At 34.0% G+C, this 24,178-nt stretch carries 24 protein-coding genes and 4 pseudogenes; 4 read left to right on the top strand and 24 right to left on the bottom strand.

The window, feature by feature from the left end; all coding sequences use genetic code 11:
* Window positions 1-206: 206 nt before the first annotated feature.
* From copZ to COD11_RS11610, 12 genes and pseudogenes are all read right to left on the bottom strand, one after another.
* A complete protein-coding gene (gene copZ / locus COD11_RS11655; RefSeq protein WP_098797095.1) occupies window positions 207-422 on the bottom strand; it encodes a copper chaperone CopZ in 216 nt (71 codons plus the stop codon).
* Between the two features lie 122 nt (window positions 423-544).
* Window positions 545-946: a MerR family transcriptional regulator gene (locus COD11_RS11650; RefSeq protein ID WP_098797094.1), complete on the bottom strand. Its 402-nt coding sequence runs from the start codon at window positions 944-946 to the stop codon at window positions 545-547.
* Window positions 947-1,089: 143 nt separating this feature from the next.
* Window positions 1,090-1,335 carry a DUF2933 domain-containing protein gene (locus COD11_RS11645; RefSeq protein WP_098797093.1) on the bottom strand — a complete coding sequence of 82 codons (246 nt, stop codon included), beginning with the start codon at window positions 1,333-1,335 and terminating at the stop codon, window positions 1,090-1,092.
* A gap of 271 nt (window positions 1,336-1,606) precedes the next feature.
* Complete coding sequence (locus COD11_RS11640) at window positions 1,607-1,873, bottom strand: glutaredoxin family protein (RefSeq protein ID WP_098797092.1); 267 nt, start codon at window positions 1,871-1,873, stop codon at window positions 1,607-1,609.
* Window positions 1,874-2,012: 139 nt separating this feature from the next.
* Window positions 2,013-2,177 (bottom strand): hypothetical protein, encoded by a 165-nt coding sequence (locus tag COD11_RS26835; RefSeq protein WP_176551057.1) that lies wholly within the window; start codon window positions 2,175-2,177, stop codon window positions 2,013-2,015.
* Window positions 2,178-2,508: 331 nt separating this feature from the next.
* Complete coding sequence (gene merA / locus COD11_RS11635) at window positions 2,509-4,149, bottom strand: mercury(II) reductase (protein ID WP_098797091.1); 1,641 nt, start codon at window positions 4,147-4,149, stop codon at window positions 2,509-2,511.
* A gap of 31 nt (window positions 4,150-4,180) precedes the next feature.
* Window positions 4,181-4,333 (bottom strand): annotated as a pseudogene (locus COD11_RS11630) (heavy-metal-associated domain-containing protein); the annotation flags it as partial.
* Between the two features lie 175 nt (window positions 4,334-4,508).
* A pseudogene (locus COD11_RS27495) lies at window positions 4,509-4,809 on the bottom strand (putative mercuric transport protein).
* 3 nt (window positions 4,810-4,812) lie between these two features.
* Window positions 4,813-5,034 carry a mercury resistance system transport protein MerF gene (merF, locus tag COD11_RS11620; RefSeq protein ID WP_098797089.1) on the bottom strand — a complete coding sequence of 74 codons (222 nt, stop codon included), beginning with the start codon at window positions 5,032-5,034 and terminating at the stop codon, window positions 4,813-4,815.
* A 13-nt stretch (window positions 5,035-5,047) separates the two neighbouring features.
* The gene (merR, locus tag COD11_RS11615) at window positions 5,048-5,449 is read right to left on the bottom strand and encodes a mercury resistance transcriptional regulator MerR (RefSeq protein WP_098797088.1); all 402 of its coding nucleotides are present in this window, start codon (window positions 5,447-5,449) and stop codon (window positions 5,048-5,050) included.
* A gap of 192 nt (window positions 5,450-5,641) precedes the next feature.
* A complete protein-coding gene (locus COD11_RS27490) occupies window positions 5,642-5,851 on the bottom strand; it encodes a helix-turn-helix domain-containing protein (RefSeq protein WP_255301606.1) in 210 nt (69 codons plus the stop codon).
* Window positions 5,843-6,250 (bottom strand): annotated as a pseudogene (locus COD11_RS11610) (recombinase family protein); the annotation flags it as partial. The gene COD11_RS27490 and the pseudogene COD11_RS11610, both read right to left, overlap by 9 nt.
* On the opposite strand from COD11_RS11610, the pseudogene COD11_RS11605 reads away from it, so the two are divergent.
* The 3 genes and pseudogenes from COD11_RS11605 to COD11_RS11595 all read left to right on the top strand — a co-directional run.
* A pseudogene (locus tag COD11_RS11605) lies at window positions 6,240-7,285 on the top strand (transposase); the annotation flags it as partial. The pseudogenes COD11_RS11610 and COD11_RS11605 sit on opposite strands and share 11 nt — an antisense overlap.
* 479 nt (window positions 7,286-7,764) lie before the next feature.
* Window positions 7,765-8,466, top strand: a complete 702-nt coding sequence (locus COD11_RS11600; RefSeq protein WP_098797087.1) for a Na+/H+ antiporter NhaC family protein — start codon at window positions 7,765-7,767, stop codon at window positions 8,464-8,466.
* Window positions 8,421-8,687, top strand: a complete 267-nt coding sequence (locus COD11_RS11595) for a Na+/H+ antiporter NhaC family protein (protein ID WP_176551056.1) — start codon at window positions 8,421-8,423, stop codon at window positions 8,685-8,687. Before COD11_RS11600 ends, COD11_RS11595 begins: the two co-directional genes overlap by 46 nt.
* A 324-nt stretch (window positions 8,688-9,011) precedes the next feature.
* Here COD11_RS11595 and COD11_RS11590 read toward each other — a convergent pair whose 3' ends face one another.
* From COD11_RS11590 to COD11_RS11560, 7 genes are all read right to left on the bottom strand, one after another.
* Window positions 9,012-10,082: a PIN/TRAM domain-containing protein gene (locus COD11_RS11590; protein ID WP_098797085.1), complete on the bottom strand. Its 1,071-nt coding sequence runs from the start codon at window positions 10,080-10,082 to the stop codon at window positions 9,012-9,014.
* A 248-nt stretch (window positions 10,083-10,330) separates the two neighbouring features.
* The gene (locus COD11_RS11585) at window positions 10,331-11,128 is read right to left on the bottom strand and encodes an RnfABCDGE type electron transport complex subunit D (RefSeq protein ID WP_098797084.1); all 798 of its coding nucleotides are present in this window, start codon (window positions 11,126-11,128) and stop codon (window positions 10,331-10,333) included.
* A complete protein-coding gene (locus tag COD11_RS11580) occupies window positions 11,125-11,718 on the bottom strand; it encodes a peroxiredoxin family protein (RefSeq protein ID WP_098797083.1) in 594 nt (197 codons plus the stop codon). The genes COD11_RS11585 and COD11_RS11580 overlap by 4 nt, the downstream gene beginning before the upstream one ends.
* A gap of 1,428 nt (window positions 11,719-13,146) precedes the next feature.
* Entirely contained in the window at window positions 13,147-14,040 is an 894-nt protein-coding gene (locus COD11_RS11575) for an Abi family protein (RefSeq protein WP_098797082.1), read from the bottom strand.
* Window positions 14,041-14,223: 183 nt separating this feature from the next.
* Window positions 14,224-17,712 carry a PKD domain-containing protein gene (locus COD11_RS11570; protein WP_098797081.1) on the bottom strand — a complete coding sequence of 1,163 codons (3,489 nt, stop codon included), beginning with the start codon at window positions 17,710-17,712 and terminating at the stop codon, window positions 14,224-14,226.
* Between the two features lie 601 nt (window positions 17,713-18,313).
* Window positions 18,314-19,873 (bottom strand): Ig-like domain-containing protein, encoded by a 1,560-nt coding sequence (locus COD11_RS11565; protein WP_098797080.1) that lies wholly within the window; start codon window positions 19,871-19,873, stop codon window positions 18,314-18,316.
* A gap of 21 nt (window positions 19,874-19,894) precedes the next feature.
* Window positions 19,895-21,076, bottom strand: a complete 1,182-nt coding sequence (locus COD11_RS11560; protein WP_098797079.1) for a hypothetical protein — start codon at window positions 21,074-21,076, stop codon at window positions 19,895-19,897.
* A gap of 168 nt (window positions 21,077-21,244) precedes the next feature.
* On the opposite strand from COD11_RS11560, the gene COD11_RS11555 reads away from it, so the two are divergent.
* Window positions 21,245-21,451 (top strand): helix-turn-helix domain-containing protein, encoded by a 207-nt coding sequence (locus COD11_RS11555; RefSeq protein ID WP_098797078.1) that lies wholly within the window; start codon window positions 21,245-21,247, stop codon window positions 21,449-21,451.
* Window positions 21,452-21,743: 292 nt separating this feature from the next.
* Here the strand turns inward: COD11_RS11555 and COD11_RS11550 are convergent, their stop codons facing one another.
* The 5 genes from COD11_RS11550 to COD11_RS11530 all read right to left on the bottom strand — a co-directional run bounded on the left by COD11_RS11550 (window position 21,744) and on the right by COD11_RS11530 (window position 24,176).
* Complete coding sequence (locus COD11_RS11550; RefSeq protein WP_098797077.1) at window positions 21,744-22,253, bottom strand: hypothetical protein; 510 nt, start codon at window positions 22,251-22,253, stop codon at window positions 21,744-21,746.
* 12 nt (window positions 22,254-22,265) lie between these two features.
* Window positions 22,266-22,661 carry a hypothetical protein gene (locus tag COD11_RS11545; RefSeq protein WP_098797076.1) on the bottom strand — a complete coding sequence of 132 codons (396 nt, stop codon included), beginning with the start codon at window positions 22,659-22,661 and terminating at the stop codon, window positions 22,266-22,268.
* Between the two features lie 78 nt (window positions 22,662-22,739).
* On the bottom strand, window positions 22,740-22,931 hold the full coding sequence (locus COD11_RS11540) for a hypothetical protein (protein WP_098797075.1): 192 nt from the start codon (window positions 22,929-22,931) through the stop codon (window positions 22,740-22,742).
* A 96-nt stretch (window positions 22,932-23,027) separates the two neighbouring features.
* Window positions 23,028-23,225 (bottom strand): hypothetical protein, encoded by a 198-nt coding sequence (locus COD11_RS11535; RefSeq protein WP_098797074.1) that lies wholly within the window; start codon window positions 23,223-23,225, stop codon window positions 23,028-23,030.
* 51 nt (window positions 23,226-23,276) lie between these two features.
* The gene (locus COD11_RS11530) at window positions 23,277-24,176 is read right to left on the bottom strand and encodes a hypothetical protein (protein ID WP_098797073.1); all 900 of its coding nucleotides are present in this window, start codon (window positions 24,174-24,176) and stop codon (window positions 23,277-23,279) included.
* Window positions 24,177-24,178 lie beyond the last annotated feature (2 nt).

Below are 24,178 nucleotides of genomic sequence, written 5' to 3'. Positions count from 1 at the left end.
GGCTCTTTTTTGTTCAAGTCTCCGAAAATCCTTCTAACAGGAATGCTCCTTTTAGCTATATTCTTCTAAAAATAATGGGAAAACCAATATGTAATTCTGAATTGTTTAACTGGCCAAGTGAAGCATTCATAAACAATTCTTTTTAAATTACTAACCTTACACATTGATTAACCCCTATAACTTGGAATCAGATGGGTCAAAAACTTTTATGCCACAACATCGTATCCTAATTCCTCAATTTCCGAATAAATATCTTGTGCATTAACTACCTCATCGTTATACGATACAGCAACTAACTCCTGTTTAAGGTCTACTTTAACCGATTGAACACCGTTTAGTTGTCCTAAGGAACCTTCGATTGAATTCACGCAGTGATTACAAGACATTCCTTTTACTGAAATTGATTTTGTTACATTAGCCATATTAATTCCTCCATTTTATTTAAAAATTTTAAAATAGCCTTATCATACGTTAGTTAATTTATATTATTATCAAATTGGTTAGTTTTACTTCGTAAGTCAGGACCTCTAAAAAACTCTTATCTTTAGTTATTGGTTAAATCTTGAATAATGGGGCATTTATTTGAGGGTGCACCAGACCCTGGGCATTCGTCTGATAGCTTTTGCAATGTACCCTTTATTCGTTGTAAGTCATTGATTTTACCAGTAATTCCACTTATTTTTTCAGATGTAAATTCTTTTACAGTCTGTGCATCATGTCCACCTTCTGAAATTTTTAACAGCTGCAATATTTCATCAAGTGTAAACCCAAGCTCTTGTGCTCTTTTTATAAACTTGATTCGGTCAACGTACTCTCTAGAATATATCCTATACCCCGCTGATGTTCTTGGTGGCTCAGGTATAAGACCCCTTTTCTCGTAATAACGGACTGTCTCAAGGTTTATATTAGCCTGCTTTGCTACTTTACTAATTGATAGAACTTCCATAAGATTCCCTCCTTTCATAATCTATTTTAAAGTCTGTATCTAGGAACAGAGTCAATACATTTTAAAAAATTAATTTAACGAATGCCAAAAATGGCTACAAAAAAAGCGAAAGAATTTCCTCCCTCGCTTACAAAAGTGTCTATTTAAGCTTGTTTAAATTTAACTATGTTTGAATCCTCACTTGTTTGATTCTTTAAATTTTCTACTTCCTGTGTCAGTTTGTGATTTTGCTCTATTAAATCTGCCATCTTAATTTGTAATGATTGTAAATCAGATTGTTGTGTTTGATTTCCCTTGGTTTCTTTTTCTTTATTTCCCGAAAACATACCTTTCATACAGAATAACATCATAAGAGGACATGCCAGTAATAATAAAGTTTCCCAACCCACATTCCACACCTCCTTGTTTCATGTTAGTTTTCATTATAAACAAGGAATTTGAGGAAATTGTGAAGAAGTTAAAAAACTCAAAAATATTTATGAATTACTTATATGGTATATGCTCTTAAACCTAAATATCAAAATATAGTGTAAATTAAGGGGATTTTAGACATTTTCAGAAATCCTCTCCTTTTACAAACTCTTACCTTGAAAGTTTAAACCCTGATAAAGCAAAGTATGTACCAACTCAAAAAACATGTGCTGAATATTTCTATTATATTTAATATAATAAACTCACCCTATGATAACAGTAATGTTTCAATAGTCTCTCGGTTTTGCGAAAATCCAATAAAAAACTCATCATTAATCTTAATTGTCGGAACAATATTTTTTTCCCTGTCAATTTGTTTAGTTCCTTAATGTTTTCTTCATTTTCCACAATATCATGTTCAGCATAATTGAGATTATGTTGAGAAAGAAACTCTTTTGCTGCTTTACAATCTGGGCAAGTCGGAGTTGTATAGATTTCGATAGCAAAATCATTCATGTCTTTTCCCCCTAGTTTTTCACTTTAATTCTTCGTTTCTCATAGATGACATTTTTTTCATCTTTTATTCCATTTGATTCATCATTTTCTCGATATTCATCATTTTTTCTTTTTGTTCCTGCGTTAACTGACCTCTCTTTTATAATTCTTCAAACAAACTCTTCATATCATTCATTACCATTTTGTGATTGTCCATCATCTGTTTCATTTGCTTGTTCATCATTTCCATTTTTTTACAGCAATTCATTTGCTTTGTTTCTTTAGGCTCCTCTGCAGAAGTTGATGTTACTACTGATAAAGACATAGCTCCAACTAACAAAAATATGGTTACAAATATTTGATCACAATACGTTTCATAATAAATTTATCTCCAGTTCATTTATTTAAATACAATAGTAGTTTAACTATGTTTATAAATTGTATCTATATAAAAATCGCTAGAGAATAACGAAACGGATGAAAAGGGATAAATAAACGTAAGAAAAAAGAGTGGTGCCGTCAGGAAAATGCGGATTTACAACGTTAAGATTAAAAAAGTCGATTCCCTAACATTAGGAACCGACTTTTTTAATGGCTATTCAGCTAACGAAGGATAGTTAAGTGTATTTATTGTAAAGCTCCTACCAAAAGGTGCTTTACCCTGCACAACAAGATAATTTCGATACATCTTTATCAAATGTAAGAGCAGCTAATTTTAATCCTTCTGCCATTGTTAAATATGGTGCAAGGCTGTCTTTTAAATTCTCTACGGTTAAACCAAACTTAACAGCTAATGTCGCTGCATATATCACCTCTCCTGCATTTTCAGATACGATATGAACCCCAAGCACTTTTAATGTTTTCGCGTCAGCAACAAGCTTGAAAACACCTGTTGTTCCACGGTTTACTATCGCTCTTGGAACAGCATCTAAAGGCAATACAGATGTTTTTACTTCATAGCCTTTTTCTTTTGCTTGTTCTTCTGTTAATCCCACCGTTGCAATCGAAGGATTTGTAAATGTTACTCCAGGAACAACGGATAAATCTAATTTTTCATTTAACCCACCAATCGCATTATCGGCAACAATTCCACCTTCATTTGCTGCTACATAAACAAATTGAGGTCCTAATGTTACATCGCCTGCTGCATAAATCTTTTCATTACTTGTCCTAGCATAGTCGTTTATCAGTATTTCTTTTCGTTTTCCGACTTCAACCCCTGCTGCAATTAAATTTAAAGAATCCGTATTTGGTTTTCTTCCTGTTGCAACAAGTAATTGCTCTGATTCCACTACTTTTTTCTTTCCATCTACTGTTACATGAACCTTTTTTATCTCTCCACCTTGTTCTACACGCTCAAAAGTTGCCCCTTTGACAAGGTTAATACCTTGTGCAATTAACGCTTTTTCTATTGCTTCTGAAATTTCTGGATCATATTCTTTTAAAAGTCGCTCACTTCTTTGCATAAGCGTGACTTCTGAACCTAAATTATGAAACAATTGCCCAAGCTCCATTCCTATATATCCTGAACCAATAACCGTTAATCGTTTAGGCACCTTTTTTAATTCAAGTAGTGTAGTACTTGTTAGATAATCCACTTCTTCAAGTCCTGAAATCGGGGGTAAAGAAGGAGAAGCACCCGTTGCAATTAAGAAAAGCTTTGCAGAAAGTTTCTTCCCGTTAACTTCAACGGTATTTCCATTAACAAATTTTGCTTCACCTTCAATTAAATCAAAGTCATATTCACTAATTAAATCCACATATTTTTGATTCCGAAGCTCACTAACTAACTCATCTTTCTGCTTGATTAAAGGTGCTAATTCCACTTCTCCAGCAGATGTTTCCAAACCTATAAATGGATTTACTTTTGCTAAATGATTGATTTCCCCAGCACGAAGAAGTGTCTTTGACGGCACACAACCAATATTGACACATGTTCCCCCAACCCTCCCGCGCTCGACCATAGCTACTTTTGCCCCGTATTCAACTGATTTAATCGCAGCCGAAAAAGCAGCTCCACCAGAACCAATGATAAGTAAGTCATAGTCTCCCTCATCACCTAAAACCATTTTTTCTTTAGATTGTACTTCTTCTATTTCTTCAGGTTGATATTTTGCTTCATTAATTGCCTTTTTTGCGCTTTCCACCCCAATATCATCAGGTAATTCAAATACTGCTTCACCACGACGAAAACTAGCTTCAATGTTCTTAGCACCTATATTTTCAAGTGCTACAGCTACATGTTCTTCACAACCCGTACATGTCATTCCTTGGATACTGATCTTATATTTATTCATTCCCTCTTCCTCCTGTTTATATTAGTTTTACCTACTTTCTTATCTCGTAGCCTAAATCATTAATTCCTTTTTCAATTTCATCTAAACTTATCTTTGTTGAATCAAATGTAAGTTGAGTTTCTCCTGAACCTTCAACCTCTACATTTTGAACACCCTCTAAATTGGAAACGGCGGACCTCACCGTAAACGCACAAGATACTCAAGTAAATCCATCTATTTTAAACGAAACAGATTCTAAGTTTTCCGATTGAACTTCATTTGTTGTAGTGCTATTCTCTATAGTTGCCTTACCACATCCGGACAAAAGGAAAACCACTCCAAATAATATAGATAGATATATTAAATATTTCATCATCCCCTTATATCCCCTGACTGAATAATGTATAGATAAGCATTGCTCCAGAAATGAATGTGCTAATCCATAACAACTTTTTCGTTTTCTTTGAACTATTTTTTTGTTCCCATAAAGTAAATGAGCGATAGAAAGCATAATAACCCTATTAACGATAAACAACATTCGATATGGAGCAAACGTAACGGCAAGTGTTCCAGCTAAACCACTTAGATACCAAGTGGTATCAAAATCGCTAAGCCAATTCAACAAAGACTTGCTAAAAAAGCTGATAACATTGAAGCAATTGCAACAACTCTTTCTTTCATTTTTTACATCTCCCTATTTTTATTTAAGTGTTCATATTTAGAATAAGCATAAAGGGTTAAACCAAGAAAAACGACTACAACAGGAATCAAAACATAATCTAAATAGCCTGTTATCGCCCCTAAACCAATAGCACCTAATAAAATAACTAATATAGGTGTAGCACAACATAACAAAACAACAAATGTACCTATCAATCCTGCAATAAAGGTCTTTTTATGTTTCATCTCAAATTTCCTTTCACTCTTCCTCAATCAAGGTTTCAATTATCGGACACGCATGTAACCTTTTTTCATCTGGACATCGTTGTTTTAAATCTTTCAACATACGATCAATTCGTTTTAAGTCCTCTATTTGCTTTTGAACTTCCATTTCTTTTTTTGATACAAATTCAAACATATCTTCGCAGCGAATTTCATCTTTATCTACAACACCTAATAATTTATAAATTTCACTTAAAGAAAAACCAAGCTCTTGCATTCGTTTAATAAAGCCTACACGCTTCACATCATCATCTGAATATATGCGATAACCAGCAGTCGTTTTTGATGGTTCTTGTAACAATCTCTTTTTTTCGTAATATCTAATCGTCTCTTTATTTATCCCACATTTGTCTGCAAATTCACTAATGCGATAGCTCAATTTATTTCACCTCATAAAAAGTATAAACCGTGTACCATAGTACACGGTCAAGTGTGTTATTCTAATTTTTTGTTCATGTATTCTGCAGTTAGTAAAAAAGCGTTCCTGCCTTTTACAGAAACGCATCCCGTTATTTGAATAGAAAAAATTACTATACATCGAATTATGATAAAATTATGTATGCCTTTAAAATTACTGGCTACCCTTAATTGAAATAAGAAATGATTTTTTCTCATCCGATAGCTTTCTATATAATGAAGCTCTAGATATATTTGTGATTTCACAAATTTGATTTACGGTCACATTTCCTTCTTTATATAGCTTAACTGCATAATTCATTCCTGCGTGCTTTTTATGATACTTCTTTAACCGACCTTTAAATTTCCCTTCTTTCTTAGCCAAATCAATTCCTTCACGTTGTCGCATACGAATAAGATCTCGTTCTAATTGGTTAACACCAGCCATTACCGAATTAAAAATTGGCTGTATGGATTTTCTTCGGATAAATCGAGCCATGTGTCCTTTAAGGATTTTAAATTTGCCTTTTTACTCCGTATGTGATCGATTAATTCATATAAATCTTATGTACTACGTGTAATTCAAAGTTAAGTCAGTAACAAAAATAACGTCACCTTCCTGTAAATCTTCTAACATTTTTTGAAGTTGTTCACGATCCTTTGTTGCTCCAGAAACTTTTTCTTCAAAAATATCCATTCCGATTTCATTCAGTTGCTGAAATTTCCTTGAAGGATTCTGGCTAGTCGAACTGACACGTATGTAACCGATTTCGCAACTAGCCAATGTTTCTTAATGGCGCATGTATGAAGACGCAATGAATAAAGCTCAGGCCGTATTAGTAAATTTTCATCACAAATTACAATTGTCTTCCTATTGGGGCGATGGTACAACCTCTTCGTCAGATGGTATGAGAAAGCAGCTAAGTGTTTCGTCACTACATGCAGATGCAAACCCTCATTATGGAAAAGGAAAAGGCACCACCATCTATCTGTTTACGAGTGATCAATTTTCTTCTTATTACACAAAGATCATTCATACTAATTCAATGGATGCTATTCATGTTTTGGACAGTTTATTGCATTATGATACTGACCTAAACATAGAGGAACATTTTACAGACACTGCTGGTTACACAGACCAAATTTTCGGATTAACCCATTTATTTAGGATTTAAATTTGCACCAAGGATAAGAGATCTATCGGACTCAAAATTATTTACAATAGATAAAGCAGGTGAGTATCCAAAACTAGAAGCTATTTTATGTGGGCAAATAAACACAAAAGTCATTAAAGAAAATTATGAGGATGTTTTACGGTTAGCTCATTCAATAAGAGAAGGGACAGTCTCAGCCTCCTTGATTATGGGGAAATTAGGATCTTATTCAAGATAAAATAGCTTAGATACAGCCCTACGTGAGATGGGACGTATAGAAAAAACAATCTTTATTCTTAATTACATTTCGGATGAATCTTTAAGAAGAAAAATACAAAAAGGATTGAATAAAGGAGAAGCCATGAATGGACTGGCAAGAGCTATTTTCTTCGGAAAAGCAAGGAGAGCTTAGAGAACGAACCATACAGCATCAATTGCAAAGGGCCAGTGCCTTGAACATAATCATCAATGCCATCAGTATCTGGAATACTCTACATCTAACTAAAGCAGTTGAATATCAAAAGCGGACAGGTAGTTTTAATGAAGACTTATTTCATCATATTTCACCTTTAGGCTGGGAACATATCAATTTATTAGGAGAATACCATTTTAATTCAGAGAAAGTGGTCTCATTAGATACTATAAGACCACTGAAACTTACTTAGCGTTGTTAAAATTGGGGGGCCGTCTCGGAAACGGGCTTAACGTTGTAAATCCGCATTTTCATGACGGTACCCCAAAGAGAGGTGATTTTATATTGAATATGGACTTTGGCTATCTATTGTACCATTCATTCTTGAAATTATTTTAGCTACTTGGACTAGACAAGTGATTCCTTCCCTGTTGATCGGGTTATGGGTAGGGAGTTTGATTTTAACAAGGTCTTTTCTTGGGTCCATTTCTCAAACAGTTGATTATATTGTCGGGGTGCTTTCCGATCCTGGAAACTTAGACGTTTTACTTTTTTTATACGTCTTCAGTGGTTTAGTTGCTCTCATTTAGCTATCGGGTGGTGTACAAGCCTTTGTCAAGGTAATGGATAACTACATTACCTTGGCAAAAAAAGACTCTAATCGCTTCATGGCTACTGCTTCCTATCACATTTATTGATTGTGGATTTCGCGTTGTTGCAACTGGTTCTATCATGAAGCCGCTAGCTGATCGTTTTTCAGTTTCACGTCAAAGATTAGCCTACATGTTAAATAATTCTGCTAGTCCAGTCATTGTATTTACTCCGGTTGCGACTACTTATATTGGCTACATTATTGGAGTAATAAGAATAGGAATGGGTGCGGCTGGAATAGAAGGTTCAGCTATGCAACTCTTTTTGTCCAGTTTACCCTTTCAATTTTTTAGTTTTACATCGGTTACAATTGCCTTGTTATCTGTGTTTATAGGCTGGAATTTTGGAAGCATGCAGGAATTAATTCAATCTACCCAAGGTTCAAAAAAGGGAACTACCTTCAAACAACCTGCACATGCTATGGAAATGTCTGAAGAACTTGGAAATACAGATAAGGCGGGTACAGCCAAAGACCAAATGGGTGTGACCACAAAAGGAAAGATGGAAGAAATGGATATGGATATGGGCTTAGGCAAGCCTGCTTTGAAACCAAGACTGTTTAATCTTTTAGTCCCTATCCTGATGCTAATTCCTTTAAGCTTTTTCCTCATGTGGTGGAAGGATCTCGGTTTAACCGACCTTATTCGAACAACTTTAGGCGGAACACTAACACCAGTATGGGTTCCTGTTCTTATTTTTATCGTTTCAGGAGCTGTTACTTATTTTATAGGGTCGTCTTGGGGAGCACGGGCGTTAATGTTGCCCCAATTGCAATCCCTTTAGCTGTAACAACTGGAGGGAGTGTTCCTCTTGCTGTAGCTGCTGTTTTTTCAGGAGAGACTTTTGGAGATGTCACTTCTCCCGTATCCGGTATGACTGCAATGTCTGCGGGCGCCGCACAGGCAGACCATATGAAATACGTTAAGGCAATGACTCCCTACAATATATTAGCGGCAGTATTAGCTGCAGGATTGTTTTTAATAATTCCTTATTTTATTTCTTAAGAATAGGGGGGAAAGATTAAAATGGATGAATTACTGTATATTATTGCTTTAGTGGTTGCGATAGGTGAAGCATTTACTTTTTTAATTATGGAAAATCAAAGCAAATAGGGTTTGCTCGCATTATGCGAAAACAAGATATAAGGAAAAAGAAGGAATAAACCGTAGGTGCTATTATGATGGAATCTATAAGAAAACTTTCTCTTAGTAGAGATTTTCAAACCCGATACTTCAAAATGGCGAAGGATTATTAATTCCTCGCCATTTTATAGGGTGCATTCAATTCATTACAAGTATGAATAACTCAAAAGTTTAAAAGTGAAACCCTTAAATTATTGGTTTAGCAAAAATCATTCTTCCTGCTGAGGTTTGTAAAATCCTAGTTACCAAGACATCAATATATTCACCTAAATAATCCCTTCCTTGTTCTACCACAATCATTGTACCATCGTCTAAATAGGCAATTGCTTGTTTATCATCTTTTCCGTCTTTGATTACTTGGACATTGATTTTCTCTCCTGGTAAGACAACTGGTTTTAAAGCTTCAGCTAGGTCATTGATGCTTAAAACCTTAACATCATGTAAATTACATATTTTGTTCAAATTTGTGTCATTTGTAACGACACTACCGTTTAGTAACTTTGCAATCTCCACAAACTTATCTACTTCCTGTATCCCATTGAAGTCACCTTCATAAATTTCAACTTTTATATCCGGCTCTTTTTGGATCTTATTCAAAGTGTCAAGACTTCTTCTTCCACGATTTCTTTTTATAACATCAGAAGAATCTGCTATATGTTGTACTTCTTCTAAAACAAATTGTGGGATTAATAATGTCCCCTCTAAAAAACCCGTTTTGCATATTTCTTCAATTCGACCATCTAAGATTACACTTGTATCTAGAATTTTTAATTTACTTTCAAGTTCCTTTACACTTTCCAGATTTACTTTCGTATTTTTAGCTTCACCTTGATTCGAAATAGATAAAAATAAATTTACAAGGTCATTTCTTTTCTTAGACCCTACTTGATATCCTAAATATCCAAACAAAATAGTAAGAGATATTGGAAAAACTGTATTAACTAACTCTATACTCATTGCCTTCAAGGGACTCGTAATTAAGAATGCTACAACTAATCCTAAAATAAGACCGAAGCTTCCAAATAAAACATTCGTTATGGGTACCTTTAATAGTTTTTCCTCCATCCAATGTATCATGTTAAGACCCGAATTAATCAACCAAAATATCGTAAAGAATAATATAATAAATCCTATTAAATAACTCATCCATAAGGGCATTATCCCACCTGTCATAGCGGTTATGAGATCCGGAATAAGAAATATCCCAATTGTTCCACCCACAACAATAATAAATAATTTAAAAATCCTTTTTAACATTATTTCACCTTCTTTATGACTTCAATGAAATGTTCCTGTTATTTAAAGAATGGCACATACCCTTCTTCAGCCTTCATATCTCATTTCTTAAAGTTTATTTTACCTTTATGGAACGATCGTATCCTTTACAGACTAGATTGTGTTTTATTAATCAGGAAAATTAGAACTAGTTATTTCTTGCTAATAAAAACCCCATTTAAAACTTACTTAAAAGTTCAAAATGGGGATGAGAGTTATTCGGATATTTACTATGTTGCCAAATGTTCTCTTGTTTTCACTTTTATTCTTTCTTGCCAAATTTTAAATAATATTCTTGCCAAGCAAATGATAAATAGACTTACGAATAATGCCCCATGAATTTGCATTTGGATCATCGCTTGCCCAAGAATTGCAATAAGAACTCCAAAAAGCATCTGTCCTTTAACACTTTTTGGCGATGTTTTTGGATCAGTGATCATAAAGAATGTAAAGATTAATAGTCCACCCCACATAAACTCATTAAAAATAGAAGTAAATGTTTTGTCCCAAATAATCATTCGAACAATTCCTGCTAAGAAAAACATACCTAGAAAAGAAACAATTGTTGAAAACCTCTTAACTTTATACACCATATAAGTACCAGCGGTTGCAATTATAAATAATAGTGCCCAAAAAAATCCCCATTGTAGCGGCGCGGTTGCGACAGTAATTGGGAAAGCAAATGAAATAACTACAATACCGATGTTGGAAGGGTTAAATATGTGACTGCCCTTATATTTCAGAAAATGCTTTGAGGTTATAGCAACGAATATTGTTAATACAAATGGAACAATTGAATCAGCACGCAATAATAACCCTGTACTTAACCCAGTAATTATTGCACTATATGGGGCAACTATTTTTTTTGTTTTTGCATAAGTAAATAAAATCTCTAACACAACACTTGTTAAAATGGCTGCGATGATCTGTATTGTTGTTACTCTAAATTCTAAATAATTTAATCCAATCCACGAAAATATAGATAAAATAATAATTTGGGATATTCTTGGATCACGACCAAATTTCATAGATTTTCCAACTCATTTAATATCGACTTAAGAGGAACATACATATCATCCACCGATATTTCTTTCCACTTTACACTCCCATCTTTATCAATAACAAAAACAGAATGAGTATCTACTGGGCCCATGTCCATTCCTCCTGGTACATTATAAACACCATACTTATCTCCTAATTGGTGGTTTGGGTCATACATGATTGGGATTTTTATATCTTTTTCATCTGCAACCTCTTGCGAATATTTCAATGGGTCAGTAACAGCAGCAACTACAACTGCATTTAGTTTTTCAAATTTATCAAGGTTATTGTTAAGTTCTTCAAGTTGATCAATACAGGCCTGACAATTGTTTCCTTCATAAAAATAAAGAACAACATTTTTATCTTTAAAATCCTTTAGGGCAATGTCACCTTGAGTTGATTGAAGTTTAAATTCTGGTGCCTTTGTGCCTGGCTGTAATCCGCTTGTGTTTTTTTCCTTTTCATTTAACATTTGTATTAAAAATAACAGAATGAATATAAGGACTATAAAACCAATAACGAAGAAAATCCCCTTATTTTTACCTTTTACTCGGCTTTTATTAATATTATTTATCATTGTATTCTTTTACTCCCTTTCATAGATTACAAAGTAAACTTTATATTTAAAGTTATCGATTTAGTGAAATAAACTAAAAGGTGTATGACAATTAATGCATGTATAGCTGCGATATTCAAAGATATACTGCTAAAACATGCATTTAAATGACACATATACTAGGTTGTCTTCCCCTACTTTTAAAACTAGGACAATAGTAAGTATAATGTAGAATTTTGAAGGAATTGTGAAGTATAACAAATAAATTTAAATATTTATAATTTGGATCCTTTGTTTGTCTGGGAATGTATATTTTTTATAACTTTGACTGTTTTATATTTAGCTTTTATCGGACTCAATTCTGAAATAAGAAAGTGATGAAATTGACTTAAAAAGAACCTATCTTTTTATAACAGACACTATTTTATCAGAGAATAGAAAAGGAGGTATTAGCAGGAGATACCTTCTAGTATGTATAGCGGAAGTATTTTACCTTATGGATTTAGTTTTCTAATAAATCAAGAAGAGGTATGGATATGCAGAATTATTTAGGGGTGTTTACAAGTTAGTACATAAAGTAAATATCCATTTTCTTTATCTTTATATTCATGTACGATATGTTTTCAGAACGTAAAATGTACCTACCATAGATTTAACTTTGGCTATCCATTGATGAAAAGTTCGATACGATATGAATACATTTATGACTATTGAGATAATCGATGCTACAATAATTGGTTAAAGTGTTCCAGTAAAGAAAGCGCTGTGAAGTATTTGCAGAAATTTTAAATTATGATGAACTGCTGGAAGTTAAAGTAACAAAACTAATGGAAGAAACAACACTTTCTAAATTTATTCATCTTGTAGAAATAGCTCAAATAGAAGGAACAACATCTTATGTGTTTGTAGATTAATCATAAATTACTATACACACACTATAATAATCTTGGATCTATAAATGTACTGTCTATATCCCTTACTATTTAGTGATGAACGGAAGGAATCGGTTAATTGATCAATAACGTCTTCCTTGGTTTAAAATTATCCTAACAAAATTCCTTGGAATTAACGGATTACTCATTTGTTACCTTGTTTCCTTTTTCTTAATGATAGCTATTGAAAGAAAAGGTTCTTAACATAAAAAAACCGCTGTTGTCGTTCAAAACGACAGCGGTTTCTTATGTGGTTATTGGTGTGGTTTACTACCAAATTTTCAAGGAGATACAGTATTTGTACTTCCCTGTTTGCACCTTAAAACGGAACCCGTTAACGCTGGTTGAGACTTTTTTATAATAATTTCTTTGATAAAGGGATTTTTCATTCTTTCCAGAAGATCCATTGATTTATCAGGTTATTATAAAGTCTATTCAGCATTGTTTATGAAAATGTTAATTTGCTATTAATATCTTATATTGGGACATAATAAAATATGGTAAGTTTGTACATTTTTCATTCTTGATGTATTAAGTTCTCTTTCCAATTAGTAGGAAAACCAATATGAAGGAAGTCTATGTTTTCATCGTACTCCAAGATTAATGCCTCTAAATCAATTATAAATCTCCGACTCTCTTCTCTTGTTAGTAATCTTTGAATAATGTAAATAGCAGCATATATTTTCTGATTATTAAACCTTTTTAAATCTTCTTTAAATAAACGTGGTCTAAACGTCAGCTTCTTATTATAAAGTCGTCCATAATGCGCACAAACATTTCGTACATTTGAGAGTGTTTGTAACCAACTCTCTAAATATAGATAAGGGATATTATAGTATACTTTAGCTATATGCCTTTTTAAGTCTTCATTTAAATTACGATAAAGCTTAGAAATATAACCAAATGATGTAACTTCTATAGCTGCCCATATAGGAATATTACCATTATATTTTTTAAAATGGTGCTCAATAAAGAGCTCACCTTTGCGACTTCTACTTATTAGATTTTCTAATTCATCTAAGGATTCTTTATGATATTTTTCTTTAATGAAATTCTCTTTATCTTTATACCCAAGTGGACCAAATTTATGAGCAATCTCATATGAAATATGAGTGCGAAAAGATATTTCTATTGTTTCTAGAACTCCTAATAGTAAAAGGCGTAATCTTCGATCAAATTCATATAACGAAGTTAATTTTTCAAACGTTGAGTTTTCTGTATAGTGTTCCTTACATAAAGGATCTTTGAATGTTATTGCATATGCGCTTAACCTGTAGTAATTAACTCTTTGTAAATATTTTTCAGCGAATTCTGAATTTTCTATATGTAAGTTTCTCTTTTGGAAAATTTCTACTTGCTCTCTATATGTAGTAGGTGGTTTAATTTTCATATAATCGTTATCAGAATTCACAGAAATAACCCCTTAAATACAAAATGACCCACCTTGGTCCGCATTGTTAAGAGGCGTGGTGGGTTCTGTTACCTTTATATTAATACTTATTAAAATTATAGTCAAGGTATCTATATTATCTAAGTTGGAGAGTAATCGTTCTAAAGAGATCTATAGGAGTTAGGTTGCTTTCTGCCCTTTTAATTATTTAGCTCTATGAAACTTAAATGCATCGTATATAGATTGGTTAATCATTACTAAGTAGTTTGCATCTGCTTGAACGTAGGGTGAATTTACAGGGTGCATGGAAGAAAAGTTAAATAAATACTCGCCATTAGGAATGTATTTAAAGTTATCCTGCCACAATTCCGCTCTCCAAACATATTTCGTTGAACTCGTGGAAACTAGATTAAAACTTGCGGAAGGAATTTCTACTTTACCTATATCTACCCCTAAATCAATTGATCCCCATACATACGCAGCTGGTGTACTTGTTAACTCAATAACAAACTTTTCACCCGCTTTAAACATATTAATATCAGGATTAAACCCTTCAGCAGCCCATCTATTTCTCCATTCATCTGTATGAGTAACAAATGCTTGAAGCTTTGCAATGTTAACTTCTATAGTTTTCGTAATAGTATCCGTATCTCCGTCGTTATCAGTAACTTTAAGAGTAACTTCATACTGGCTAGAAGTAGCAATAAACTCTGGATACTTTTCAGTACTGCTGCTCGTTGCTCCAATAGTTGGTGCTATGCTCCATTCATAAGAAACAATCGTACCATCGACATCATATGAGCCTTCTGGATTTAATTTAACATTGTCTCCTAAAAACAACTTAAATGGCTCCCAAATATATTCAGCGACAGGCGGTTTATTAGGTGCTTTAGGTTTAACCAAAATGGTATGAACAGCAGGTATTATTGATTTTAGACCATCATTGTCAATTACATTTAGAGTTACCTCATATTCACCAACCTGTGCATTCATTATCTTAGGATTCATTAATGTAGAGGTTGTAACAATTCCATTAGGAGCTTTTATTGACCAATCATACCCCTCTATAGTTCCGTCTAAGTCATAACTATAAGAAGGATCAAGTGTAATCGTGTCTTCTTCTGTTGGTTGTAGTGGCTCCCAAGCAAATTCAGCAAACGGCGCTTCTGGTCCCTGTATCATTTCCACTTCAATTGTATAATCATCAGATAAAGATTGTAGCGGGAATGGCGGGTCATCAAATACCGTTTGTGTAATTCTATACTTGCCTATACCACCAAATTGCTCTAAATCTGTTGGTGGCACACCAGTATTCCAAGATTCAATAACGTTCCCATTCTCGTCAATTTGTTCCACTAACCAACTGTAGTTTATTAGAGGATCACCATTAGGATCGTAACTCTGATCTTCGTATGTGAGAAGTTTCCCTTTTTCAACTGGGTTAGGGCTTAAAGTAAATAACGAAACTGGCGGATCATTATCACGGATTACTTTTATATTACGTTCATATAATTCTGAAGTTAATGAAGCCCCAACTTTAGGAATATCATCAACAGTTAAACCAATAACATACTCTCCAATCGGCAATCCCATCTCTTCAAAACTTTCTGGCCAAGAAGTTAAATTCTTAAGTACTGTTTGATCGCCTTGTTTACGCACAGTAATTTGATAGTTTGTAAGAGGGTCATCGTTTGGATCATAACTTAAATCTATAAAGTTTAACTTTTCACTTCTTGTTACTATATCCTGTACTTCAAATAAAGCAACAGGTGGTAAATTTTCATTTTTCGTGCTAATTCTCTTTGTTATTGAATCACTTGCACCATCTATATCAGTTACAGTCAATGTTACGTCATAGAATTTGTCAACTTGTACGTTAGCTGGTGGCTTACCTTCGTATTCCACACCGTCAAGATAATAACTCCATTCATATTCCGCAATTCCTTTATCGTCTCGATTAGTTTTAAAATCGATATCATATGAAGGTGAAGGATCTAATGTGAGTTTAAAATTATCACTCTGGTCTACTGTAAAATTAAACAATGCTGTAGGACGTCTATGAACATTAACTGTGTATTCCCTTACTATGCTCTCATCTGACCACTTACGGAAATTATAGAATCGTGAATCTTTAAAGTGAATTGGGTCATCCATTGCACGTAATTGAATTTTATATGTCCCTACTGCTGGTAGTTGCATAGGATTGTTAATCCATAGACCGTTTTGTGCAATAGGACCTGAAGGTTGATTATCAATTACCCTTCCGTTTACTTTAGTTGGATCATGTTCAAATTTCCACTCTCGTTTTAATTCTGGATCATTTTCATGATCTTCATAAGTGACGGTATAATCAACTTTATCACCAAGAACAATAGTTTTATTAACTCCGTCCTCTTTGTGAGCATAGTTACTAATAAAGTAATCTTCAATCTCCTGAACATGCTTTTCAGCAGCAGTGCTATCATACACAGTGAACTGCCCAAGCTTTGAACCATTGGTCATAACCTTCTCAAAGTTTACTCGATTATCATTATTTGCAGTGTTCCATAAGTATATGGAATTGTTTTTCATTGCAGAAATAACACTACTAAACTTTGAGGTATTGTTAGTCCATGACCAATTCCTTTTATCATAGCGGATATAATAACTATCAGCTCCCGCTCTATAAGAGGCATTTGAAATAGCCTCACTATAATCGGTTGTATCAATAAAAGGTTTTTGCGAACCACTTGTTGTAAAGTTCTGTATCTCATACGCGGATCGCGGAACATCTTTTCGAATATTATATGTCCTTGAAACGGTATTCACTCGACTATACCTATCCGTAGAAGAAGTCCTAAAAGCATCTTGTGATAGTGGTGGAAGTCCTTTCTCTTCCCTTCTTGCATCTGATTCTGTTCTATCAGCATAAGTATGATTGACAAAAGTCTTACTCCAAGAGGTACATGATAGATAACCACAAGATGGTAATGTACTTGTATAGGAATCCCAGTTAGGACACCAGTAGGTTCCAGTCGAGAATGAACAAGTAAAAGTGTACGATTCATTTTGCGTGTTATCAGTTGTCGAAGTAATGTACCAGCCAGAAGGTGGAGAATAATTAGGACTAGCTGATGTTACAGTATCATAATAGCTATCTGTCCAATAAGTCGTACCCCAGTTAGGGTAATTAATGTTATATGTTCCATCCGGATCTGGTCTATTCTCATAAGAGTTATCAATAACAACTCGTGCATCTATCCCCTTAGTTATAAGGTTTACTTCTAAATCTCCCGCAAGAGCTGTTAATTTATTTTTCTCAGCACTATCAATATCATAACTATAATCATAAGCTTCCCATGTTCTTGTTTCGACATAATTTGTTCGATAATACCGATCTTGAGAACCATAATTCGTATGATTTGTCTGCATTGTTGCGGTATCAAGACCAGCAAAATTTAAGTAAATATCAACTTTATTATGTTTGGTTATACCAAAATCAACAACAGGCGGAGCATTATCTACAGTTACTGCCTTATCATTTTGAGGGATATTAAAATTCTCTACTTTATGATACTGATCAATACTCTGTAATGGTACTGGAAGTGTAGGTTCCGTATCGTCTCTTAAGTAGTGTTCCGCTAATATGAATTCAGGGATCGTTGGTTGATTAAAACTTTCCACGACTTCTAAATTAAAACGGTAGTTCCCCACTCGATCTGTTTCATAGTAAACGACTGGCTCATTTGCATCTGAGATAACCTGCTTGGGTGTATCTCTTTTAGTTCCAAAAAGTCCATCGTTATTACTATCATATTCTATATACCATATGCGTTGTGCAATAGTATCATCATCTATTGAATACGAGCTATCCGTTAACTTAACCTTAGCAATTCCAGTTTCATCACGAAGTACTTTCTTTCCCTCTACTGTAAATTGAGCAATCGGTTTAAGGTCAGGAGCTACAGTGAACTTTTTGGTTACTGGCTCACTTGTCTCACCTAAATTATTTGTTACTGTAACTGTAGCTTCATATTCTCCAGGTTTTCTTACTAAGATTTCTCTTTTGGAATAATCACTAGATACTTTTACCTTAATGTCATCCTGTGTTATTCCTTCAGTTATAGGTGTAATTGTCCAGTTGGTCTGACTATAGTCAATCGGAGCAACATGAACAGGACTTTTTGAATCTGAATTCGTTGCGTCTAAAACTATTTTACGATTTACTTTGAGACTTCCGTAAACTGATAGATCAGCTGTTGGAGTAGTTGGTAAAATTTTAAAACTCTTACTTACATCAGAAGAAGCCCCGTCATCATCTGTAACAGTTAAATGTGCAACATGGTTTTCTGGAACAGTTTACCCTTGGGTACTTCACATGTAAAGAACTTGGTTTTCCATCAACTAGTAGATTAGTAGAAACAATCGTTCCATCAGGATCATAACTTGAATCTGTCATTTCAACAGTTTCAATCCAATAATATTCCTTTAACACTTCAAGTGAAGCAATCGGCGGCTTATTCTCATATTCAATAATAAGCTCTGTTACATCAAGGATTGCTGTGTCAGTTTTACCATCGTAAGTTGCAGTTATTGTAACTTGTCCTTCTTCAATCCCAATAGCCTTACCAGTAGAATCAATACTCGCTATTGATGTATTACTACTACTATAGCTTGAAGTGCTTGTTACATCTAACCTTGAACCATCTGCCTTAATGTATTCAACCTTATAACTCTGATTTTCACCGACCATGATTGCACTATACTCAGGTGTTAATTCAATTGTTCCTGGATCAGCGGGTATTACTGAGTCATCATCAACGACAGTCAACAGCCCTCTGTCTACTAGCTCTTTACCACTCACAGGATCTTCAAAGGTAGCAATAATTCCTGTTACACCTTCTTCATATCCTGTCGCTAGTCCTGTAAAATCAATTTCTGCAATATCCGTTTTTGATGAAACAAGTTCCGTTAGTGTTGTAATATCTACTTTATGCCCGGTATTTAGATAGCCATATACTTTGAACTGTTGAGTGTCACCGACTTTAATTGTGGCTTTACTCGGTACAAGTTCTATTTTTACATATCTAGGAGGTAAAACATCGAATTTCATTTGTAAAAAGTAATCAGTATTGCGATTCTCAAAACGCGCACCTTGCCAGTTGTAATATTCATATTTTTTATAACTTCCACTTGGCGTTCCCCATGTCTTACTGTAATATGTCCAATCTGAAAGACTCATATTATTCATGTAAGGGTCGTTTCCTGGTGTGTAAGTAAATGCATTGCACCGTCCAAAATAAGTTCCGTTCCTCAACTCACTCTCGGTCGGTACTTTTCCATACTTAGAATCTTCAAGTGAAAATTTGTTACAGTCTAAGACAGACACAGGATACGTCCTATAACTATGGACTGGAAAAACCAAGGCTTCAGTTGGAGTTGCATATTGATTCTTTTTCTTTTCCCTATCAATAATTTCTTGCATTTTTTTCCGAACAGCTGCCTCATTTTCTCCTGCAATTGAAATAGGATCAGTTACATACTGGCTCGAATTAGTTTTTCGAAATTGCATATGCTTGTCAGCAACAGTAGAACGGTGTAATATCCCGTTTTCTTTAATACTTGTATATGACCAAGGATTAAGGTTACCAGTTTTCTCAAACCATTGAGGATGTCTCCCGCTACTCGGGACACTCCCTGCTGGTTCAACTAGCAACCTTTCAAGTGGAACATTACTAGCTTTTATATTTGCAGGTACGCTTTCTACTGCTGATACAGGTAAAGCGAATGAAAAAAGGTTAGGTGGCAACATAGAAAGGAGAATAACTAAAATCAACAATACTTGAAACATTTTACTATGTCTCAATTTTCTCATAGAGCCACCACCTTAAAATTTCTAGCTCTTACTATAAGTAGTTTTTGACTTATCATGAACAATATAGGTATCACCATCAATATATGCTTTATTTCCTTCTAATCTTTCTATAAACACACGTTGGCCTTTTTTCAATGTGTATACAACCTTACCATTTGCATTAAATACTGAAACATTTTGTTTTGCTGTAATAGCCCCAACGAAGTACTGAATTTTAGTACTATCAAGAACATAATACCCTCCACCAACATCATACTTTCCATTGTCATAATCAAAGACTCTAACAGCTTCACCAGCAGTTAAATATCTGTGAATTTGACCACTAGGGTTATACATTGGGACAGATTTATTAACTTGTAATCTACCAATAAAGTGACTCATTAATGCATCATTTCTAGGCACATAATAAGCACCACCAACGTTATAAAGGTTGCCATCTATTCCATAAATTCGGTAGAATCCACCCTTTTCAAGCATTTTCACAGCCGTATATGTACCGTTACTCTCCTTTTTAAGTAAAGGTATATCTTGTTTAGCTATTAATCTTGCCATTGGCTCACGATACGGATTTGTGTCTTTTGGGATAACAATACTCTTCCCTGCAATACTCTTTGATTGTGCTGGAGTATAGTTATCTATAACTTTAGAGTAATCATCTTTAGATAGATTTAGGTAATTTACCCCTTCATAATAACGGACTTCCATCTTATAAAAGTTCTCTGCCCCTTGACGGTGAGCGGTTAAATAATAGTTTCCTGTGGGATTGTTAACAAAAACACTATATCTTAAATGAAAATTTGAATAGTTGTTCTCGTTTACTCGATCGTATCTCTCAGCTTTAGTTTCTATATAGTGATATGGATTTGTTGCGCTTTTTGCATCAAAACGATCTGCAAAACCATACACATAAGTATTACCTGTTTCAAACACTTCTTTGAAATACCCCTCCGAACTGGAATGAGTACCTTTTTTAAATATACCTACTATCGTACCCGGTACCACTTTGTCGGTCTTATAAAGGTTTGTTCCTTTACCTCCCCAAAAAATTGGTCCACCATCAGGCAGATCATACTCACTATTCTGAAGTGTAGTTATTTTTGTAGGATCAACTGTAGCAGCTTTAACATCAGTTACAGTAGGAACTAGTAACCCACCCGCAATAGCAAGACCTAAAATTGGTTTTAACACAGACTTTTTCTTCATTACTTTTTCCTCCTTATTCGACTAAATTCTTCCTTAACTCTATTATACACACAATCGTGTGCATAAACAACCTTTTGTTTCCATTTTCCACTAGTTTTTGCACACGATCATGTTGATTTTATATGACTTTCTTCATATAATAAACATATCGTGAAGGAGGTAAATGTAATGTTAAAGTGGAATTTGGAGTACTTTATGGTAAGGGATAACCTCTCAATTGATGAGACAGCTAAAATGACTGGTCTACACCGAAATGCGATATCAAAGATCAAAAATAACAAACAAAGTAGAGCCGATCTTGAAACGATAGAGCGTATTTGTGATGGGTTTGGTATCACTATTGACCAGTTAATCATTAAAGATAGAGATGCTTAGTCTTCACCTTGAAAATTCAGCAAACATATCTATCATCCACATACACAACTTTTCTTCTTCTATTAACGCCGAAGCGGCTTCACCTCCTAAAAGACAATAAAAAAAGACGCAATATACCTCTATCGAAATAGAGGTTATTGCGTCTTCCGCCTAATTTAATATTAATTTATATTAGATTATACTATGTAGAACCTTGTTTGAAAAGAAAATTTTAGTAACCTCAAACAAAAAACCCTACCTAATTCCTTGAATAATATGTTCATTGAATTAGGTAAGGTTCTTGGTTCTTCACTTACCTTTTATATTCCTGCACTTTTATAAATTGTGTCGGTTCATCTTGCCCCACAATCTGAGTCTCAACCACATATACTACACTTGGACCAAAGATAACCTGCTCATAATCAATTCCTTTTGTGCTATCCACAAAGTTATAGATATAAGGAAACTCTAGGGTCGCATTCGTTATTGGATCAAGTGTCATATCATCTAAATATACAGCAGCTTTTATTTCAAGCGGTGATTTAAATAATGTCTTATTAGTTGGTTGTAGATTCTTATCAAATTGAATATTTTTAGTTAAAGTATCAATAAAGACATCGTGACCAGCTACTTGATCAAATTGAACTTTTATATCTTCTACCATTTCAATTTCATTTACCTGTAAAGAAGCATCATGAACTGCATTTTCTAAAGCATAATGCATTTCCCTATTCGCTCGATCTTGAAGTAATGATTCAACATCATATACCCATAAGGTAATAACCGATGAAAATATCATAAACGTCACCAATAACTTACTCATCTATAAATCTCCTTAATTGACGAATTCACTCATCCTACTGGCAATATGTACATGATACATTTCCTCTTCATTAGAGGTATCTCTTTCCAATAAATTTTTAATTAATAAATGCTGATACTCATTAGGCACTTTAATTTTTCCATGAATATAGTTTCCTCTTAGCACCGGATTAGTGGTTAGCTCCAATTCAATGTCATCTTCTTCGTAGCCAACCTTTTTCACTATATCTTTCATCTCATCAATAATATCCTCTGTAAAATAACCCTCTAGACTTGCTTTATCAATTCCTCTTTGTAATGCAACTTGAATAACTTTCTCTCTTGATTCTTCTAAACGATCTAATGAAGGTTGAAATAAGACAACTAACCATAAAGGAAGTAGCATTAAAAGAACGAGTAATTTTTCCACTATTTTTCCTCCTAAAAGCTAATAGAGTGACAAATACTATAGCCTTGTCACTCTACAAATGATATTTGTGTCTAAACATTATGGAGTCGTAGGTGCTGCTAAACCACCACCAAATGTCTCCATTGAATCATTTGCGCTCTGAACTATATCTTGTGTATTGTCTTTCATATCGATTGCATCCGTATGAATCCCATCTTCATCAAAAATAGTAGAGTTCGTGATCCCTACTGCAAAAAGTAGAATCATTAATAAGATTAATAATTTTTCCATTATCTATCACTCTCCATTTAAAACCCTTAAAACGACTAATAAAATCAGTCACCTTAAGGGTAAGTTTTACTTCAACAAATTATATTGCTTATTTCATCATGGTGTAGCAGGTGTTGTTGGTGTTGTAGCACCACCAAACGTTTCCATTGAATCATTTGCATCTTTCACAATGTTTTGTGTGTTATCTTTCATTTCAACTGCATCTGTCTGAATTCCATTCTCATCAAAGATTGTAGAATTCGTGATCCCTACCGCAAAAAGTAGAACCATAAGTAAAATTAATAATTTTTCCATTCCTTGAAACCTCCAACTTAAAATTTTATTTATATTAATCTCGGGACTTTTTTATTGTCCAAGATTATTAACAACACTCATCACATCTTTGTACCACAAGAAAAATACTGTTACTTCATTCATGATGACTACTACTGTTCCAAAAAGAGCTAAGGAAAAGATGACAATTTTTCTCCGATATAAATACTCTTTATAGTTGTTGTACATACTGTTAGCAAACTCAACTCTTTTTTGTTCAAGAATCTCACCAGCTTGTCTTACTCCTGTTGATTCTATTTCTTGCATTACAATACTTAAGCTGTTAGCTTCAGGGGTATTTATTTCATCCTTGAATAAAGTCCATGCTTCTTCAAACCTCTTTTTCTCTAAAAGAGGAAGCATCTTCTCTAAAGCTGGTCGAATATATTTGTAATACGGTAAAAGCCCCATAATAATATGGTAACTGTTACCCACTTTATCGCCTTTAGAGCGGAACTCCGCTTTCATTTCGTTATAGAATTGATAGATTTCATTATTCTTTTCTCTGTTATAACGTTTTTGTACCATTTTTACTAAGTAGTAGAATGGTGAAGGCTTTTTAGGTATCATAAGCACTGGAATACTTCCTAAAACAACCAAGTTTGTCATTGACATAAGACTGGTATTAAACAACATTTCAAACAGAACAGTTATAATTAAAATGCCAAGAAAAAGAAAACGTACTGTATTAAAACGTTCACTAGTAATAAAAGCTGGCAAGCCATTACTTCTGAAATAGTCATCATACTCTTTCTTGTGCATTCTATTTCGTACTTTATCTTGATATCGATAGAGACTCTGAACTCTAAATCTACGTTTACGCCTCTCGTCATACCCACTCTTAGCAATAAAGGAGTAACTCAATAAAAGGAGCAAGCCTATCGTAATAAAGTAGATCATCTCAATATTTAGATGTAATATGAATTCCTCCACTA

This window comes from Bacillus sp. AFS040349 (assembly GCF_002577655.1).
Lineage (GTDB): Bacteria > Bacillota > Bacilli > Bacillales > Bacillaceae > Metabacillus.
The sequence above is the reverse complement of the archived record's forward strand: the minus strand, read 5'-3'. Positions and strand labels throughout refer to the sequence as shown.

What these genes read in the sequence shown, in the direction of transcription:
- copZ (WP_098797095.1), bottom strand. Translation starts at nt 422, where the DNA reads ATGGCTAATGTAACAAAATCAATTTCAGTAAAAGGAATGTCTTGTAAT.
- COD11_RS11650 (WP_098797094.1), bottom strand. Translation starts at nt 946, where the DNA reads ATGGAAGTTCTATCAATTAGTAAAGTAGCAAAGCAGGCTAATATAAAC.
- COD11_RS11640 (WP_098797092.1), bottom strand. Translation starts at nt 1,873, where the DNA reads ATGAATGATTTTGCTATCGAAATCTATACAACTCCGACTTGCCCAGAT.
- COD11_RS26835 (WP_176551057.1), bottom strand. Translation starts at nt 2,177, where the DNA reads ATGTCTTTATCAGTAGTAACATCAACTTCTGCAGAGGAGCCTAAAGAA.
- merA (WP_098797091.1), bottom strand. Translation starts at nt 4,149, where the DNA reads ATGAATAAATATAAGATCAGTATCCAAGGAATGACATGTACGGGTTGT.
- merF (WP_098797089.1), bottom strand. Translation starts at nt 5,034, where the DNA reads ATGAAACATAAAAAGACCTTTATTGCAGGATTGATAGGTACATTTGTT.
- COD11_RS11600 (WP_098797087.1), top strand. Translation starts at nt 7,765, where the DNA reads ATGAAGCCGCTAGCTGATCGTTTTTCAGTTTCACGTCAAAGATTAGCC.
- COD11_RS11590 (WP_098797085.1), bottom strand. Translation starts at nt 10,082, where the DNA reads ATGTTAAAAAGGATTTTTAAATTATTTATTATTGTTGTGGGTGGAACA.
- COD11_RS11585 (WP_098797084.1), bottom strand. Translation starts at nt 11,128, where the DNA reads ATGAAATTTGGTCGTGATCCAAGAATATCCCAAATTATTATTTTATCT.
- COD11_RS11580 (WP_098797083.1), bottom strand. Translation starts at nt 11,718, where the DNA reads ATGATAAATAATATTAATAAAAGCCGAGTAAAAGGTAAAAATAAGGGG.
- COD11_RS11565 (WP_098797080.1), bottom strand. Translation starts at nt 19,873, where the DNA reads ATGAGAAAATTGAGACATAGTAAAATGTTTCAAGTATTGTTGATTTTA.
- COD11_RS11560 (WP_098797079.1), bottom strand. Translation starts at nt 21,076, where the DNA reads ATGAAGAAAAAGTCTGTGTTAAAACCAATTTTAGGTCTTGCTATTGCG.
- COD11_RS11555 (WP_098797078.1), top strand. Translation starts at nt 21,245, where the DNA reads ATGTTAAAGTGGAATTTGGAGTACTTTATGGTAAGGGATAACCTCTCA.
- COD11_RS11550 (WP_098797077.1), bottom strand. Translation starts at nt 22,253, where the DNA reads ATGAGTAAGTTATTGGTGACGTTTATGATATTTTCATCGGTTATTACC.
- COD11_RS11540 (WP_098797075.1), bottom strand. Translation starts at nt 22,931, where the DNA reads ATGGAAAAATTATTAATCTTATTAATGATTCTACTTTTTGCAGTAGGG.
- COD11_RS11535 (WP_098797074.1), bottom strand. Translation starts at nt 23,225, where the DNA reads ATGGAAAAATTATTAATTTTACTTATGGTTCTACTTTTTGCGGTAGGG.